The 15,304-nt window shown below is 33.8% G+C and carries 20 protein-coding genes; all 20 read right to left on the bottom strand.

Features of this window, described 5'->3' with window-relative positions:
- Position 1: 1 nt before the first annotated feature.
- Genes CLMAG_RS28595 through CLMAG_RS28505 form a run of 20 tightly spaced genes read right to left on the bottom strand, consistent with a single transcriptional unit; the run spans position 2 to position 15,300 of the window.
- Positions 2–733: a phage tail protein I gene (locus CLMAG_RS28595; protein ID WP_066630767.1), complete on the bottom strand. Its 732-nt coding sequence runs from the start codon at positions 731–733 to the stop codon at positions 2–4.
- Complete coding sequence (locus tag CLMAG_RS28590; protein WP_066630765.1) at positions 726–1,862, bottom strand: baseplate assembly protein; 1,137 nt, start codon at positions 1,860–1,862, stop codon at positions 726–728. Before CLMAG_RS28590 ends, CLMAG_RS28595 begins: the two co-directional genes overlap by 8 nt.
- Entirely contained in the window at positions 1,862–2,143 is a 282-nt protein-coding gene (locus tag CLMAG_RS28585; RefSeq protein WP_066630761.1) for a hypothetical protein, read from the bottom strand. Before CLMAG_RS28585 ends, CLMAG_RS28590 begins: the two co-directional genes overlap by 1 nt.
- A 10-nt stretch (positions 2,144–2,153) precedes the next feature.
- Positions 2,154–2,918 carry a phage tail protein gene (locus CLMAG_RS34015; protein WP_066630759.1) on the bottom strand — a complete coding sequence of 255 codons (765 nt, stop codon included), beginning with the start codon at positions 2,916–2,918 and terminating at the stop codon, positions 2,154–2,156.
- On the bottom strand, positions 2,915–3,178 hold the full coding sequence (locus tag CLMAG_RS28575) for a hypothetical protein (RefSeq protein WP_066630757.1): 264 nt from the start codon (positions 3,176–3,178) through the stop codon (positions 2,915–2,917). Before CLMAG_RS28575 ends, CLMAG_RS34015 begins: the two co-directional genes overlap by 4 nt.
- Positions 3,178–4,194, bottom strand: coding sequence for a phage late control D family protein (locus CLMAG_RS28570; RefSeq protein ID WP_066630755.1), 1,017 nt, complete (start codon positions 4,192–4,194; stop codon positions 3,178–3,180). Before CLMAG_RS28570 ends, CLMAG_RS28575 begins: the two co-directional genes overlap by 1 nt.
- Positions 4,181–4,405: a tail protein X gene (locus CLMAG_RS28565; RefSeq protein ID WP_066630752.1), complete on the bottom strand. Its 225-nt coding sequence runs from the start codon at positions 4,403–4,405 to the stop codon at positions 4,181–4,183. Before CLMAG_RS28565 ends, CLMAG_RS28570 begins: the two co-directional genes overlap by 14 nt.
- Before the next feature lie 11 nt (positions 4,406–4,416).
- A complete protein-coding gene (locus tag CLMAG_RS28560; protein WP_066630751.1) occupies positions 4,417–7,035 on the bottom strand; it encodes a phage tail family protein in 2,619 nt (872 codons plus the stop codon).
- On the bottom strand, positions 7,025–7,159 hold the full coding sequence (locus tag CLMAG_RS34560) for a hypothetical protein (RefSeq protein ID WP_278331914.1): 135 nt from the start codon (positions 7,157–7,159) through the stop codon (positions 7,025–7,027). The genes CLMAG_RS28560 and CLMAG_RS34560 overlap by 11 nt, the downstream gene beginning before the upstream one ends.
- Before the next feature lie 23 nt (positions 7,160–7,182).
- The gene (locus CLMAG_RS28555) at positions 7,183–7,521 is read right to left on the bottom strand and encodes a phage tail assembly protein (protein ID WP_066630750.1); all 339 of its coding nucleotides are present in this window, start codon (positions 7,519–7,521) and stop codon (positions 7,183–7,185) included.
- Between the two features lie 18 nt (positions 7,522–7,539).
- Entirely contained in the window at positions 7,540–8,061 is a 522-nt protein-coding gene (locus tag CLMAG_RS28550; protein ID WP_066630749.1) for a phage major tail tube protein, read from the bottom strand.
- Positions 8,061–9,524 carry a phage tail sheath family protein gene (locus tag CLMAG_RS28545; RefSeq protein WP_066630748.1) on the bottom strand — a complete coding sequence of 488 codons (1,464 nt, stop codon included), beginning with the start codon at positions 9,522–9,524 and terminating at the stop codon, positions 8,061–8,063. Before CLMAG_RS28545 ends, CLMAG_RS28550 begins: the two co-directional genes overlap by 1 nt.
- A 4-nt stretch (positions 9,525–9,528) precedes the next feature.
- Positions 9,529–9,864, bottom strand: coding sequence for a hypothetical protein (locus tag CLMAG_RS28540; protein ID WP_066630746.1), 336 nt, complete (start codon positions 9,862–9,864; stop codon positions 9,529–9,531).
- Positions 9,861–10,340 carry a hypothetical protein gene (locus CLMAG_RS28535; RefSeq protein ID WP_066630742.1) on the bottom strand — a complete coding sequence of 160 codons (480 nt, stop codon included), beginning with the start codon at positions 10,338–10,340 and terminating at the stop codon, positions 9,861–9,863. Before CLMAG_RS28535 ends, CLMAG_RS28540 begins: the two co-directional genes overlap by 4 nt.
- Entirely contained in the window at positions 10,340–10,906 is a 567-nt protein-coding gene (locus CLMAG_RS28530; RefSeq protein ID WP_066630736.1) for a phage tail protein, read from the bottom strand. Before CLMAG_RS28530 ends, CLMAG_RS28535 begins: the two co-directional genes overlap by 1 nt.
- Positions 10,903–11,214: a hypothetical protein gene (locus CLMAG_RS28525; RefSeq protein ID WP_066630734.1), complete on the bottom strand. Its 312-nt coding sequence runs from the start codon at positions 11,212–11,214 to the stop codon at positions 10,903–10,905. The genes CLMAG_RS28530 and CLMAG_RS28525 overlap by 4 nt, the downstream gene beginning before the upstream one ends.
- 11 nt (positions 11,215–11,225) lie before the next feature.
- Entirely contained in the window at positions 11,226–12,272 is a 1,047-nt protein-coding gene (locus CLMAG_RS28520) for a major capsid protein (RefSeq protein ID WP_066630732.1), read from the bottom strand.
- A 13-nt stretch (positions 12,273–12,285) separates the two neighbouring features.
- A complete protein-coding gene (locus CLMAG_RS28515; protein ID WP_066630730.1) occupies positions 12,286–12,657 on the bottom strand; it encodes a hypothetical protein in 372 nt (123 codons plus the stop codon).
- Between the two features lie 2 nt (positions 12,658–12,659).
- A complete protein-coding gene (locus CLMAG_RS28510; RefSeq protein ID WP_066630727.1) occupies positions 12,660–13,766 on the bottom strand; it encodes a head maturation protease, ClpP-related in 1,107 nt (368 codons plus the stop codon).
- Positions 13,753–15,300 carry a phage portal protein gene (locus CLMAG_RS28505; RefSeq protein ID WP_066630725.1) on the bottom strand — a complete coding sequence of 516 codons (1,548 nt, stop codon included), beginning with the start codon at positions 15,298–15,300 and terminating at the stop codon, positions 13,753–13,755. Before CLMAG_RS28505 ends, CLMAG_RS28510 begins: the two co-directional genes overlap by 14 nt.
- Positions 15,301–15,304: the final 4 nt, after the last annotated feature.

The raw sequence follows: 15,304 nt of genomic DNA, 5'->3' as shown, positions 1-15,304 counted from the left end.
TCTACACCTCCTGAGTTGTAATAGTTATGGTTTTGCATATTCGAACTATGCCACTTACATAAGAGCTTAATTTGTTTGTGTTATTTATTAAGGTAGTATTGATAGTTTTACTGCTATTACTTTGAATAACACCTGAATAATAGTTGTTAAGCATATTCTGCTTTCTTAATGATAAATCAGTGTCTAATGCTTGATTCCTACCTGAGCGAATAACACTAGCAGAGTAATTATTTAAATTATTACCTCGTTGTATTGTTATGCTTTCTAATATTGATCTTGCATTTTTAACTGATTTAATTGCAGTAATTAAGCTTGCTAATTTATTAGTACTTGGTATCCTATCTGTTGTTGTTATTTTGAATCTATAAGGTTCTCCATTATATTCAAACCACTCTTGTATACTACTATCATCAAATGCCGCAGATACTACTCCTTCTACAGCTGCTGGTGTTCCTTTTTGTTTGTGCCATCTTAAGGAGTTTTTTACCAAAGCTCTCTTTTTATCGACAGGTAGCGATTGATCATAAAAGTCAACATGCATTTGCCAAGCAAGGAGATCCAAAATATCACCATCAAGACTATCAACATTAGGTAAGAGTATACAATTTTTAACCTCGTTAACAGCTAGTAGAAAATCGCCATCAATTGCTTTAGATGCAGCTATCATATCAGGATCTTGTCTTAAATTAGGTGGTAGCAAATCTAAGAGACTAGCCTCATATATATTAATCATCTTCAAGCCCTCCATATGTTACTGTTGTGGTTAACGCTGCCGCTACCTCAGTGTCACTCAATGCAGTGTAGGTAGGGCTTATAACTTCAACTCTCTTAGCTCCAGCTTTAATAATTCTAGCAATAAGTTCAGACGGATTGATATCTCGTTTGATTTTACTTTTTTGCCATGTCTTATAATCCTCTATTGCTTGATTTACATTTGATTGAATTGTTGAGGCTGATGCTGAGTTATCTCTTAGAATATAATAAGTTAAATTGATATCATAATTGACTACTGTAGGTGCAGCAACTTGTACTTTATCTGTTAAAGGCCTTCTGCTTTTATCTGACAAATAATCATTTAACCCATCTAGAAAAGTTTGTGTTGGAATTTCACCATTTTCTAATAAAACTATTATGTTAACAACAGCATCACTACTAGTAGATACTTTTACATTACTTATCGATGAGTTGTATTTTTTTGCAAAGTATTCATAGGCTGCAGATGGTCCTGCTACACTATATCCCTCTGGTGCTTGTCTTATTATCTCTCTGAAGGTATCATCATCCTCAGAATCTGTTCCTCCTGAACTTGTAGTTACATTAGTAACACTTGATATCCAAGGAAGAGGGTCCATAAGCACATTTATTTGACCAGGTGTAAAATTATTACCTGCAGTTCCTGAAGTTGTGCACTGCATTGTAATATTAATATCTGTAGCACCTATAGGGACATCTATATCTTCTGTTGTTGCAAAGTATAGTCCAGTACCCGGACCTACTCTGGTACCTTTTGGTATGATCTGAATTACACTTTGAGCTGCACTTAAGTTAAATTTTTCGGTTACTGTTGCATATTTAGATTCTGATTTCTCAACATCATGGAATGCTCCTAAATTAACTAAATAGTCTCCAACAGCATATTTAAGTAAATTTTGTTTTGCAGAAAAGTCTATTAGCTGTCTTAGTTGAAATTCTCTTAATGCTTGACTATAAAGAAATATTCTTATTTTGTCACCTGGATAAAGTGTTATTTGCTCGCCTTTCTCAGCATAATATGCCTGCTCATATCCGGCTATCAAGTCATTTAAAATACTATCAATATCCTTATATGCAAATTCAACATCAGGAAGGTTCTTTAAATCCATTATTCAACCCTCACTTTCGGTATTAAATTATTATTTGCATCTAAGGTAAAAGTAATTTCTTTTACCTTAACCCTTGGCTCATATAATTGAACTTTTTTTACTAGCTCAACTAATAGTTTTCCTGGAACTAAATTAATAGGTTCATCTAAAATACTTGGATCTATACCAAAATTTCGGTCAAATGGAACTGTGCCTTGCGGTGTTGTAATTATATTTTTTACATTTTCAACTATCTCGCTAGATTTAGTGCCTATTATAATAACATTATCTAAATTAATCATTTAAATCACCCTAATTATTTAAAAATATACTCCAGGTATCTAACCTTAAAACCCCATCAGTAGGTCTGCCCCAGTTCTTTTGCATGTTAGTTACTGCCTGGAATGTTGCTTCATCATAAACCTTGTCAGTATAGGCTCCCTGTTTTAGATATCCATAGTTTACTAGCTTTTCTTGAATCCAAAGTATAACAAGGGACTTATGGCCTTTTACTATAATACTTGTTATCCCATTCAAAGCCGCTAGTGTATCTTTATCTGCTACACCAGTCTGTGCTATTTTTGCATTGTATTCACCGTTTAAATCGTATTGTAGTGCTTTTATAGACTCGCTTAAAGTATCTAAATCAGCTGAAGATTTTTTTGTTTCTGTAACAATATTAATACTTTCAATATATTCTTCTAAAGTAACATCTATCTTCCCACTAAAAAGCTCTCCTTTATTAAATATAACATCCCATGCTTCGCTCACACCTTTGACTGACCACTTATCCTGTCCAAGGGCTTTAGTACCGATAACCAGTACATCTACAATTCCACTGTTAACTAGCCCAATCCACTTTTCCATTTCATCTCTAGGTTTCACCCCATAACTACCATTAAGATTTATAGTAAAAGTAATTGTATCAAGATCAGGTCCTACAAATTCGCTTATAGGTTTTGTCCCTATAACATTATGTTTTTCCCAGCGCCCAGCCGAATCATGTTTAAAACTTGTGAAAGTTAAAATTTTTTTATCTGAAGTTTCAAAAACAATATCACCAAAATATCCTATCATGCTGAACCTCCTGGAGGATTAATCTCTGAATAGAACTTCCCAATGCAAAATCCGCTTTCTATACCATTAGGTAAAAATATACAAACTACTTGATCCCCAATATTTAATGTGTTTAAATCAACATTTGCCATTATGGGTAACTCATCACTTATAAGATTATCTTTATCATCAAATAAAGCTCTTAAAGTACCCTGTGTTTTATTTAGAGTGCTGATTTTCCCAACACGTATTAGATTTAGAATAACTCCATCTGCAATCATTAATATCCCTCCAGTACTTTATGCATTTCTAAGTCAACGGTATACTTAGGAATATTATGGATAGCTTTATCAATAAAATATTTACCACTAAAAGCTCCAAAGTCAACCAAATCTACACATATTGCACCTACAAGTTTTAAGTTTCCTACAACATTTAAGTTGGCTATACATCCTTTTTTATTAACTTCTCTAAGTTTTTTCTGAGCTAATCTCATTGCCTCCTCAAGAGACCCTACTACTTTGTTAACTTCATATATTTTATCTGAGTCCTCTAAGTCCTTAATTGAATATAAATACTCAATTATTGTACCTTTTTTAGCATTTCTATACTTTACTCTACACCCAGCATAATCTGAATTTGTTAACGTTGTTTTAAAACCATAACTATTAACCAAAGTACTTGATTCACTAAGTTTCATTATGCTTGGCTGCTGTTCATATTTAGCCTCATCATAAATTACTATTTTGCTATCTGTTACCTTAAAGCCAAAACCTTCTTTTTTACATACCTCAGATAAGAAACTCATATCTGAGGTTTCAGACTGATCTTTTCTACTATAACTAGGATCTGAAGGTGCATCAAAAAACAGTTCAAGCCCAGCACTGTCAGCAATATTTTTTGCTATAGCACTAAGCTTGATATTTTCCCAGGCTCTACTTTTTTTTGTTGAAGTAAAATTAGTATTGCTTGGCATTGATATAGCTTTTATAGTAAGTTTTCTAGGTCTTCCTGAGTATTCTGGTTCATCAACTATGAATGAGCCACAGTAGAGACTTCCGGTATCACCATCTTTATTCCAATTTACAGTATCTATACTGGCCTTTATGTTATCTCCTTTTTGTGGAAACCAATCATTTAACCATTTAACCTGTTCATCTTTTAACTCTATCTCAATATCATCTGCATTATCTGAAGCATTGTCTGTGTATTTGAAATTTAATAAATCCGGTTGAATATCTTTTGTTATGTCTACTCCCATATAATTTATAGATATATTCGCTCTACGTGCTTGCATTTGTAGTACCTCTTTTCCAAGGTGGTAATGATGAATCATCTGTTGTAGTAGCTATCTCTGGTATATTTAAGATAATGCCATCCGAAAACATGATTATTGCAACATATGCTAGATTTACCTCTATAAGCTCTCTAGCATATTTTTCATTTCCCCATATTTTAAATGCTATCATATCCCATGTATCTCCCAAAACTGTTGTATAGGTATCCATCTTATCACCACCTATTGATTACTAAAGGATAACCTTTGTTTACTCTTAAAAAAGTTTTCTGCCATTCTATTAAATTCAGCCTGACTAATAGCAAGAGCTTCTACAACGTCATCTTTTGAAGCATTACCTTGAATAATAATTTGTGGATTATAACTTATAGTAGGTTGTTGCACAATTGAACTACTAGCACCTTTAATTATATTCTTCAATTTTGATACTGGAGAAACTATCTCATCCTCTGAACCCTCACCTATATTTGCTAGAATTCCACCAGGTCTATGCTTTATATAACCACCATTTGCAAGTTGTGGAATTGATCCTACTGTTCCTATGTTTACTCCTGGTACTTTATTAGCTTTTTCTATCATATTATTTACGCCGCCAATAAAGCCATTTAGCATGCCTATGCCACCATTTATAATTGATTTTATAGCACTCCAAATTCCGCTAAATATATTGACTATAGAAGTATACATGTTTTGGAATATAGACGTAACACCAGATGCTGCACTATTGAATCCATTGACTATAGTATTCCATATTGTAGTTATAATACTTGATACAGTGCTATAAACATTATTCCATACTGAAACTATAAAGGTCCATATTGAAGTTAAAACGGATGATACTGATGCATATATAGTATTCCATATCCTTACTATGACATTCCATATTGTAGCTAAAACTGCACTAACAGAATTATAAATGCTATTCCATATTGTAACTATTGAGCTCCATACTCTGGCCATTATACTTGAAACAGTAGAATATATTGTACTCCATACTGAAACTATAAAACTCCATACTCTACCTACTACTCCAGCTATAGCTGTATAGATACTATTCCATATTCTTGTTATTACTTGCCATATTTTCGATAATACATTACCAACAGCAGTAAATATTCTAGTCCACCCTGTAACTACTCTAGTGTACAAATTATATACTGCTATTATTACAATTGCTAAAATACCCTTAAATATTGCTGATACTATCTTAAATAACGCACTTGATGTTATAGCCTTAATAACTGCTTTCCATCCATTTGAAACAGCAGTACTTATTATTTTCCATACACTTGATATAGATTTTACTATACTAGTCCATGCCTTTGAAATTGTTGATGTTATCCCATTCCATATACTTGCAGTTTGAGTTTTTATGCTATTCCAGACATTTGATATAGTATTTTTAAGATAAGTTACATTGTTACTTATCCAACTACCTATGCCAGTAAAAATAGATACTGCTTGATTCTTTAACCAAGACCAATTATTACTAATAAATTTACTTATTTTGTCCCAATTCTTATACAATAAATATCCTGCTGCAACTAATCCCGCAATAACTACTACTGCAATTCCTACAGGACCAATTAAAAATGTCATTGCTTCTCCAAAAGTTGCAGCTCCCGTACGTACTGCAGTAAAAGCAAATCCTACATCTTTAGATATAGTAGTGACTTTTGCTATTGCGCCAAGTGATTTTAAATCTTTAATAAAACCTGTAATTTTTATTGTAGCTAGTGCTGATCCTATCGATAGTATAGATGCAGTTATTAAATCGATATGTTCAGTAACAAAATTAACAACTTCAGTAAATCCATCTATTATTCCTTTTAGTGCTATTTGTATTGAGTTAATACCTTCTGTAGAGCTTAATGAACTCCAAATTTTATCAAGTCCACTTACATGTGTAAGCCTAACTATACTATTCCATAATCCATCTAAGTTAGGTTTTAATGAACTTATAACTGATATAGCTTTATCAAATCCAACACTAAATATAGCCCCAATTTTACCTATGCTGCCACTATTAAAATATATTAATAATTGATTTAAAAATGGTAATACTTTTGTACCTAGTGTAGCCCCCATTTGAGCCAGGTTTGTTTTTGCTATTCTTAGTTGATTTGCAAAGGAATTCTGTGTCTTATTGAAGTCTCCCTGGGCATCTTTGCTAGCATTCAATAAATAATTATATCTCAACAAAGTTTGTTCACTTTGAGACATCTTATTCCAGCTTTTAGTTATTCCTTGACTTAGAGCATACGCTTCAAGATTTGCTACAGACATATTCACGCCCAAGGCTTTAAGAGGTTCAGTTTCACCCGAAATTCCAGAACGGATTTTCTCAAAAGCTTCTTCAATCGGTAAGTTATAAAACGAAGCAAAGTCACCTGATAATCCAGATAACTTCTCACTCATGTCTACTAATTTATCTGAACTTATACCACTAGATTTCATTAGAGCTCCGAGTGTTCCTGTAAACTGTTTCGCTTGAAGTTCCGATAACCCATAAGCATTAAGCGCTGTTTTACTCCATGCATTTATTTGTGTAGCACCACTACCAAATGTAGTATCCACTACGTTTTGAACTTCAGTAAGACTTGAGGCTAGTTCTACGGATTGTTTTATAACCTCTGCAAAACCAATTCCGGCAGCCGCACCAGTAGCTGCCTTAAATACTTTTGTTGCCCCTTCGCCTAATCCTAAAAAACCTTTGTTAGCCGCTTTGCTTTGTACTTCTAAAGCTTTAATATTATTGGTTGCAGCATTAAAAGTACTTCCAAAACTTGATAACAATCTTGCCCCGAGTTGAAAGGCTATTTCATATGTTTTACTTGCCATTACCTTTGTTCGCCTCCTCTATTTCAGAAGCTATTTCACAAAGTTCAATTATGCTTAATTTTAGGAAAAACTCTATTGAAGTAAAGGTATTTAAACCTAAACGAACAGCTGCTCTTTTGAACACCTGCCCGTCTCCTGGTTTAATACCTAATTGTATAAAAAACTTACTACCGCAGTTTTAACCTTTATACCTTCTTTAGCTGGTAGTTGATTAAAAAATTCTAATGGTTTTCCTGCTGCCTTACTTGCTACTATACAAGCATAAGCTAGAGACATTTCACTAGAAGGTGCAATATTACCTGTTTGATAAAATAATTTATCTACTGCTACTAAGTCTTTTGTAGATATGTTTTCTATGCTAGAAAGGTCTATTTCTGTATAAGATTGTCCTTCAAAAACATATGGTTTATTAAACTTAATTAAAAGATCATTAGTAACCTCTCTTGTTGCCTCTGTATTTGTTGTATTTACTGTTTTCTCATCCATTTTCATATACCTCCAAGTTTATATTAGATTTCTTATATCTGCTAATACATCAGTTCCATTTACAATAAAAATAAAGTTGAGTTTGTCAAGCTCTAGAAGAGTCTTTCCATTTTCCTCAACTTTAATATATACTACTTCAAATGTATTTTTTGTTTCTGTAGCTTTACCTGGACTTAACTTACCTAAATCAACACCTTTACTCAATACCTTCATTGATATTTTTAATGCTCTAAAATTCATTTGACCACCAGCAACATCATAACTTTGTTGTGCTGCTCTAAAAACAAGAAATTTAGCGCCAGGTGTTAACAGTTTGGCAGCATCCTCTGTCACTGCATTAAATGTAACATCAGTTTCAATTTTTCCAAAATGCCCTGGCACTGCACTTTCGTATTCACCAGCTATTCCAGCTCCAGATATTGTTTCTGTCATTTGTTCAAGTTTTGGTAGTGTAACATCAGCTTTTATACCAATAAGCTTATCGTTATCTAAGTAAACATTGTAGTTAACTACTTTTTCAGGTATTGCATTAACACTCATTAATTACCACCTCCTAATGATGCTTGTAGTGTACTAGGATCAAATTCCAGTACATTAATGATATTTTCTGCCGGTGGGAATGCAGCTATTTTTTGTATGAATTGAATTTTACCATTTAAGATATCTGTTAACGGATTATCTTTTGATCTAAATTCAATTTTTGCACCAGCAATTTGACCTGCTGCTTGAAATCCATTACCTCTTATATTTTCACTATCTACGACTGATTCAATTAACCTATAGTTAGTCGGATCATCTACTTTTTGAAAATATGTCAGTATAAAAGTATTTCCCCACCAGTCGAAAATCCTTCTTATAGGTATAAATCTATCTTTTGGGTCTGAAGATGCTGGATAAATTGATGTATTATTTCCCCAGGATCTCCATCCGTTTATATTTATTGCTGTTACTATACCATTACCATTAAGAAAATTAGCTTGTAATTGGTCTAAAAATACTTCTGTACCATCCTCAAGCACTGTACCTGATATAGCCATTAATTTATTTGAAGGTGACCTATAAGGTACGCCTTTACTATTAGCATCTGTATACTGAATAAGTGCTGCAAATATTGCACTATAGTAATATTGTTTGCTTCCAACTTTAATTTTAGGCCACATTGAAAATTGCCTCTTGCCTGTATAACCATTAAGACTCTTCCATGATGGTACATCAGTATACTTTTTACATGCAGTGGTATCTACATCAACTACTGTTTCACCATTAAAGGACCCATTAATACCCTCTATTTTTGCATTCATAACTGCAGCAACTTCAGGATCATGACTCCACCCAGGCGCAATTAATGTTCCTGGTACTATACCCAACTTAGGATATACTTGATTTATAAGTTCTAATCCTGAATATAAGTTTGTGGATACGTCATAGCCTCCTATAATATCATCTTTTGTAACTTTGCTTGGGTCTATTTTATTACAAGTGACTTGGAGTTGTGTTGCTCCAGTTGGTATTGCTCCTGACTTAAGCACCGTAATTACTGGATACCCATTTTTATCAAATGCAACAGAGTAATCAGTATCTTTAACATAGGCAGTCGTCCCAGTACTATCTTTAACAATAAATGTATTGTCCAGCATAACGCCAAATACATTAACATTAACAACTCCATTTACTATACTTAACACTTGAGGATCAACTACTGATTTATGAACTGTAGGATCAAGCACATTTATTAATATTATTGGTGCAACATTAAATATATTGAAAGTTGCATCTATTGATTGGCATAAAGTATAATTTTTAAAATCTTCACAATATCCTACACCTCCAACAGCTTCACCAAGACTATAACAAAGTATAGGTTTATTTACTGCACCTTCTGGATCACTTGCAAGGTTAACTGGCGCAGTACCTACTGCAACCTGTATTCCACAATCTGCAGTTATTGGTGGTGTTACCGGTGTTGCATTCTCTTGTATATATACACCATGTTGGTATGACATTTAATTACCCCCTTGTATATTCCATTATTTTTTTTAGCAAGGTATTTTCTCTTGTCCCCTGTATCTCCATATTTTGCCTTGTAGCATTGAGTTTTGTTGTAGAAACAAATAATTCTTTTATAGCAGGGCAAGCTTTAAACTGATCATTTAAATATTCAGGTAGCCCATTTTTAAACATAGAATATTGCTGCAGTACTCCATTAGGTAAACTTGGGCCACAGTATATTAAAGTATTGATTTTCTCTGTTTCCCTAGTTTCTTCAATCTTGCTTTCTTCCTGTTCAACATTCACCGTTTCAATTTCTTCTACCTTAGTTTCCTGAGTATTTTCTTCACTCAAATTAATCCCTCCACATCTTGTAAAATAATTTGTGGCATCTTCCAACTGGTTTCAATGCCACCAAAATAATAAGGGTAGTTATCTTCATCATGAATCAACCACTTCAAAGGATAACTCAATTCAAACTGATTATTATAGAATTTCTTAGATATTAACCTCTGTTTCATTTTAGTTATAATATTCATGACATCTTTATATCCTTGATAGTTGCTTTCATCATCATATACACCTATAACAAAAGCAATTTTACAAATATCATCCAAGTCTCCATCCTGCTTTTCTTCTAAATCTCCATCCATAACTCTAACTATCAAGTACGGAAAGTGATCCGTGTCTTTCTGCCCCTTTTTTGCAGGTAAATTTTGTGAGTAAATATTCAAGTTTACCTGCTCACCTTTTATATTTTTAAGTAAAAAACAGCTTAGTTGTTCCTTTAAATCATCAATTAAACTGTCTTGTAATATAGTAGGAGTCATTACTTATTCCCTCCCATAATCCTTTGAATCTCATGATCTAGTCTCTTATCAAATACTTTCGCTGCTTCACCCTCTATAAATTCCTTAACACTAACATTGCCTAACATTTGAGGTACTGCAGGTCCAAATAGTTGTTCTATTGGTAACCTACTTTTCAAAGTTCTCCTAAACACTTTATTACCATTTATACTTGCAACAAATCCTCCAACTAATTCCTTTAGTCCACCTTTCTTAACTGCTACCCTCAATACCTTAGGTGGTTTTTTAGGCCTTGGATTCGGGGGACTTACCTTAAATTTGATAAGAGGAAGCCTTTCACCAGTTGACTTCACAACTGCCCTCAGACTTCCTTTGCTAGCCTTGGCTATTTTTATAGTTGAATTTACATCTCTAGCTTTTATATTGTATTTTTCTCTAGCTTTCTTAGATGCATTTGTTTTAGCATTAGCAGCCGCTCTATTGAGAGCTCTTGATAAAGCTAGAGGTGCCTTTGTTTTATATTGTCCTAGTTCCTTTTCTACCTCTTTTACCTTAGTTGCATTAATAGTTATCGCTGAGCCAATCATGACATAATTGCCTCCAATGTTATTGTATATATGCCCATATTTTCTTGAAAATCAGTAACTCTCATGGGTTCGTTATCTAACTTTATAATCTGTTCTCTGGCTGGTGGATCTCCAAAGTCAGATTTTTTAACTAAAAAAAGAACATCTCCCAAGTAAGTACCTTCAGCAAACTTGGCTTGACGTTCTTTTAATAAATCATTGTCAATTTGAATAGGAATATCTGCACCATCTATATTACGAATCTCTGCAAACTCATCTACATTTAAAAAAGTATCTAAGTCTTCTTGAAGTGATTCCTTAAAATTCATAAGCTACCTCTTTAAAGCACAGAGGCCACTACATATGAGTCTACATCTTTCTGATAAGGTAATGGTCTTGATGTTAACTTTATTGTATCTGTTTCTGTTTCATCACTTACAACATATTTTGGAACACGTTTCTCCATATATTTCATCCATGTTCCTTTTTCTTTTTGTGTTACTGCACCATAAGCCATAACTCCTTGGCCTGTTTCTGCTACAATAACGGTTCCGCTAGGTAATAATTGTGCTGCAGTTTCACCAGTCTTAATAAGACATGAATAGGCATAAAACTCTAAATTGAATTTTGTAAATACACCTATGAAAGTAACCCCTTTCCCCTTATAAGTTGGTTCCTGCCTATAGCCTGCTTGAGCTCTTAAGCTTATAATCTCTTTTACTGCTGGATTAGCCATGAAAGCTTTAGCTGCCTCCGGGTCCATAATGACTACATTAGGTGTTCCATTAGATTTTGTAATAATTTTATCTTCTATCCAGTCCTCTACATTTTCTATAGGGTTAGCTATTTCCTCTGACCATTTTTCACCAGTTTGTAAAGACACTTTGTTTGAAAAACCATAGTTTACGTTGAAAGTTCCTGCTTTGTTTCCTTTTTCATCTACTAGATCAATATCGAAACCTTCACCTAACATTACCTTTGTTGAAAACCATTCTTCTGAACGAATGATTTGTTTATCCAAATCGATTAGATCCTGCATTAAAATTTGTGCAGCTATTTGTTCTGGAGATTTTACAGTGTAAATATTGTCTCCAGGTTGACGCTTTGCTAAATCTTCACCTGTTAAAATTCTTTTAGGCGCAATTCTAGGTGTTGTCAATTCATTAGTACTGTACCCTTGTCTTTCGTCAATTGTACCATTAATACGTGGAGCTACGAATGGTGCCATCTTTTCTCCACCTTTAACAATATCAACTAATACCTTTTCAGTTGGGAAAGGTTGGATATTAGGAAAAAAGGTATCCCTAATAAAAGATAACGGCTCCTTAACCAGCTTAATAGCCTCTAACATAGTGGTTGTTTCATAAAGATTAATTGTGTTTGGCATTTTCTATTCCTCCCTATTTCACATATATTCCAAGCATTCTTAATTCTCTTTCAAAGTCTGACACTGTTGTATCCACACCTGTTGTCATATATGTGGAATTAAATTCACCACTGATGTATACAGTGGCATTTGTCTTACTTGAACTACTTAATGTAACATCATCTGTTAGAATACCCTCCACAATATCATAAGTTGTAGTTGTGTCCGGCTCTACCCCAGTTGTTGTAGAATTAGCAAGTTTTCCTGCTATGGATATTAGTGAACCTCTTTTAAGCGTTCCAGTTCCTATTTCTAGTTCAATAGCTTTTGTAAGTAACGGTACTTGATTACCAGCAATGAGGTTATCAGGCGTAAATGTTCCTATTTGACTAAATGCTTGACTCATTATTATCTACCTCCAGTAATAGATTCGGCTGCACTTACCAGTAAATTTAATGCATCTTGTTTTGTATCAGTCTTTTCTGGTACTGCTACACTTGATACATTATTAAGATTTGCGTTTATAGCATCTTGTTTTGCATCCTGAATGTGCTGTAAACCTTTCTCTTTTTGTGCCTTAATAATGTTCATGGCTACTTTTTCAGCTGAATCACCTTTTTCAATGCCTTCATTGATTAAATTTTCCAATCCAGGCATTGCTAAATCATTAATTGATTTAATTCTAGCTCTTTCGTTTGTTACTGCTTCTGCGGTTACATCTTGTACAATCTGATTGTATAAATCCGCATGATCTGACTTAAGTTGTTCTAAATTCATTTTGTTTTCCTCCTGTTTTTTATTTTCAACTACCGCATTAATTACAGTAGGTTGATTCTGACTTGCATTTTTAAACATCTTGTCTAAGTTTTCTGTGAGCCTATTTTTAAGTTCATCTATTGTTTTGCATTTTTCTAAATCACTTAAAATGATATCGTCATCAAGATTTAATGCATTATAAAGCTTATAAGATTGCTTAGGCTCTGTTTTACTCTCAAACAAAATCCCATCAATAAGACCTAGTTCTTTTGCCTGTTCACTTGTAAGCCATGTTTCAGCTTCCATAAGTGCTCGTATTTCTTTATCTGATTTGCCACTTTTAAGTGTATAAGCTTTAGCTATAGTAGCATCTGTTACTTGTAGCATTTGGCTTGTACTATCCATGATCTGATGTTGTCCTTCTGCATAAGTTGAAGAATTATGAATCATCATTTCAGCTAATGGACTCATATAACACTTTGCATTTGGTGCTTGAGATATGAAAGATGCTGCACTTGCCGCCAATCCTACTATTTTTATAGTTACATTCCCTTTGTATTCTGCTATGGCATTATAAATTTCATATCCATCATATACTGAACCACCACCGCTATTAATGTGGATTTCTATATCTTCATTGTTCACATCTTGTAGAACGCTTGACACATCTTTAGGGCATGTTGCTGGGATATCTAGCCAATCGTAAATCCACTTACTACCATTTCCAATAATTCTCCCTTTAATATTAATTATTTTCATTTACAGTTCCTCCTTTCATATCACTTATACCTGGTATTTCTTGCCTCATTTTCTCTTCCTTTACTCTTTGTTTATTATTCTTATAAAAATCACCACCTGTAAGCTCTACGGTTTCTCTTGTTCTAGTAGAAAAACCATTTTCAACACGAATAGCTGCCGCAGTAGCTTCTTTTACTGGGTCAAGTTGTCCTTGTGATGGCCCACTCCATTCTGCATTACAATAAGCTTTGCGAACAATCTCACTATCAAAAAAACCTGGTGCATATATCCTCCCTTTAGCAACTGCTTCTGATAACCATTCTTCATAAACCGGTTGACAAAAATCATTTGCAAGCCATGTTCTACGCATTTTAAACATTTTCCATGCCTCTAGTAAAGCTGCCCTTGAAGCAGAATAAGAAGCATTAAATTGTTTTAGTAGTAAATCATGTGGTAATTCAAGAGCTGTTCCTATTTGCCTACATATTGATGTAATAAATACATCAAATGCTGAATTTGGTCTTGTAGGATTTGCCATATTAGCTTTTTCACCTGGTGCCAGTGCTACTATTGCTCCATTTCCCATCTCTAAACTATTCTGATCTGCATCATCTACTCTTTGTTCGTCACTAATTAGTTCCCCTAAAGGCGCATCATTTGGATTTTCAGTTTCAATGAATACAGTAAACATACCACTAACGACTGCTGCCATAAGTTCAGCATCAGTATAACGTCCTAGTTGTTTTAAACTTTCTATCACAGGGGCTAGAATAGGAACACCTCGTCTTTGCCCTATACGTTCGCTCTCCATAATATGGATAACATTTCTTCTGCCTGTTTTCTTTCCGAAAGCCTCAACTCTCGTCCACTCATTATTAATTCTACTTCTAGATAACGGATGAAAATTTGCTATATGATATGCTACTATCTCTCCATTTTCATTACATTCAACTCCTGCACTTATTATATCTGAGCCTATTTTGTTATATGGGTTACATACTCTATCAGCTTCTATAAGTTGTATTCTCAAATCATATGGCGATGCAACTCTTCGGGTATAGGGTAACAATACAAAAGAGTCCCCACACATAAGGCTACTCAAAAATACTAATTGTTGAATTTCATAAAAATCATTAAGCCTGGCTAAATCACAATTTACACTGTCTGCCCATAATGAAAATTCTCTTTCAATATTCATCTCTAGTTTCAAAACTTCTTCTTCTGTCATACCTAGAAATTCATAGTCTATTTGGGGTTTTAACCTTAACCCTGCACCAACAACATTAGTTCTTAAAGTTTTTATTGCTCCTGTTGCAATAGGTGTTCCCATATACAAATCTCTAGATCGTTCTCTTAAAATTTGTATATTATCCTCAATGTCTTCTTTAGCACTCCCACCACCAAACATCCATCCAATTAAACTTTTTTTAGTTCTACTGGCTCCATGGTGTGAATACCCACTATTGCTAATTATCGTTAACTTTTGTCTAGCTACTTCACGTTTTAAAGCTGTTGCTGGAGCAACTATACTAATTGCTTTATCAAGTAAATTCATCTTT

The sequence above is a fragment of the Clostridium magnum DSM 2767 genome, from assembly GCF_001623875.1.
In the GTDB taxonomy this organism is placed as follows: domain Bacteria; phylum Bacillota; class Clostridia; order Clostridiales; family Clostridiaceae; genus Clostridium_AM; species Clostridium_AM magnum.
Note: the sequence above shows the minus strand (reverse complement) of the source record. Positions and strands in the feature narration are given on the sequence as shown.

What these genes read in the sequence shown, in the direction of transcription:
- CLMAG_RS28565 (WP_066630752.1), bottom strand. Translation starts at nt 4,405, where the DNA reads ATGGATACCTATACAACAGTTTTGGGAGATACATGGGATATGATAGCA.
- CLMAG_RS28560 (WP_066630751.1), bottom strand. Translation starts at nt 7,035, where the DNA reads ATGGCAAGTAAAACATATGAAATAGCCTTTCAACTCGGGGCAAGATTG.
- CLMAG_RS28535 (WP_066630742.1), bottom strand. Translation starts at nt 10,340, where the DNA reads ATGACTCCTACTATATTACAAGACAGTTTAATTGATGATTTAAAGGAA.
- CLMAG_RS28550 (WP_066630749.1), bottom strand. Translation starts at nt 8,061, where the DNA reads ATGAGTGTTAATGCAATACCTGAAAAAGTAGTTAACTACAATGTTTAC.
- CLMAG_RS28525 (WP_066630734.1), bottom strand. Translation starts at nt 11,214, where the DNA reads ATGAATTTTAAGGAATCACTTCAAGAAGACTTAGATACTTTTTTAAAT.
- CLMAG_RS28555 (WP_066630750.1), bottom strand. Translation starts at nt 7,521, where the DNA reads ATGGATGAGAAAACAGTAAATACAACAAATACAGAGGCAACAAGAGAG.
- CLMAG_RS28520 (WP_066630732.1), bottom strand. Translation starts at nt 12,272, where the DNA reads ATGCCAAACACAATTAATCTTTATGAAACAACCACTATGTTAGAGGCT.
- CLMAG_RS28510 (WP_066630727.1), bottom strand. Translation starts at nt 13,766, where the DNA reads ATGAAAATAATTAATATTAAAGGGAGAATTATTGGAAATGGTAGTAAG.
- CLMAG_RS28590 (WP_066630765.1), bottom strand. Translation starts at nt 1,862, where the DNA reads ATGGATTTAAAGAACCTTCCTGATGTTGAATTTGCATATAAGGATATT.
- CLMAG_RS28575 (WP_066630757.1), bottom strand. Translation starts at nt 3,178, where the DNA reads ATGATTGCAGATGGAGTTATTCTAAATCTAATACGTGTTGGGAAAATC.
- CLMAG_RS28515 (WP_066630730.1), bottom strand. Translation starts at nt 12,657, where the DNA reads ATGAGTCAAGCATTTAGTCAAATAGGAACATTTACGCCTGATAACCTC.
- CLMAG_RS34015 (WP_066630759.1), bottom strand. Translation starts at nt 2,918, where the DNA reads ATGATAGGATATTTTGGTGATATTGTTTTTGAAACTTCAGATAAAAAA.
- CLMAG_RS28530 (WP_066630736.1), bottom strand. Translation starts at nt 10,906, where the DNA reads ATGATTGGCTCAGCGATAACTATTAATGCAACTAAGGTAAAAGAGGTA.
- CLMAG_RS28595 (WP_066630767.1), bottom strand. Translation starts at nt 733, where the DNA reads ATGATTAATATATATGAGGCTAGTCTCTTAGATTTGCTACCACCTAAT.
- CLMAG_RS28570 (WP_066630755.1), bottom strand. Translation starts at nt 4,194, where the DNA reads ATGCAAGCACGTAGAGCGAATATATCTATAAATTATATGGGAGTAGAC.
- CLMAG_RS28505 (WP_066630725.1), bottom strand. Translation starts at nt 15,300, where the DNA reads ATGAATTTACTTGATAAAGCAATTAGTATAGTTGCTCCAGCAACAGCT.
- CLMAG_RS28585 (WP_066630761.1), bottom strand. Translation starts at nt 2,143, where the DNA reads ATGATTAATTTAGATAATGTTATTATAATAGGCACTAAATCTAGCGAG.
- CLMAG_RS28545 (WP_066630748.1), bottom strand. Translation starts at nt 9,524, where the DNA reads ATGTCATACCAACATGGTGTATATATACAAGAGAATGCAACACCGGTA.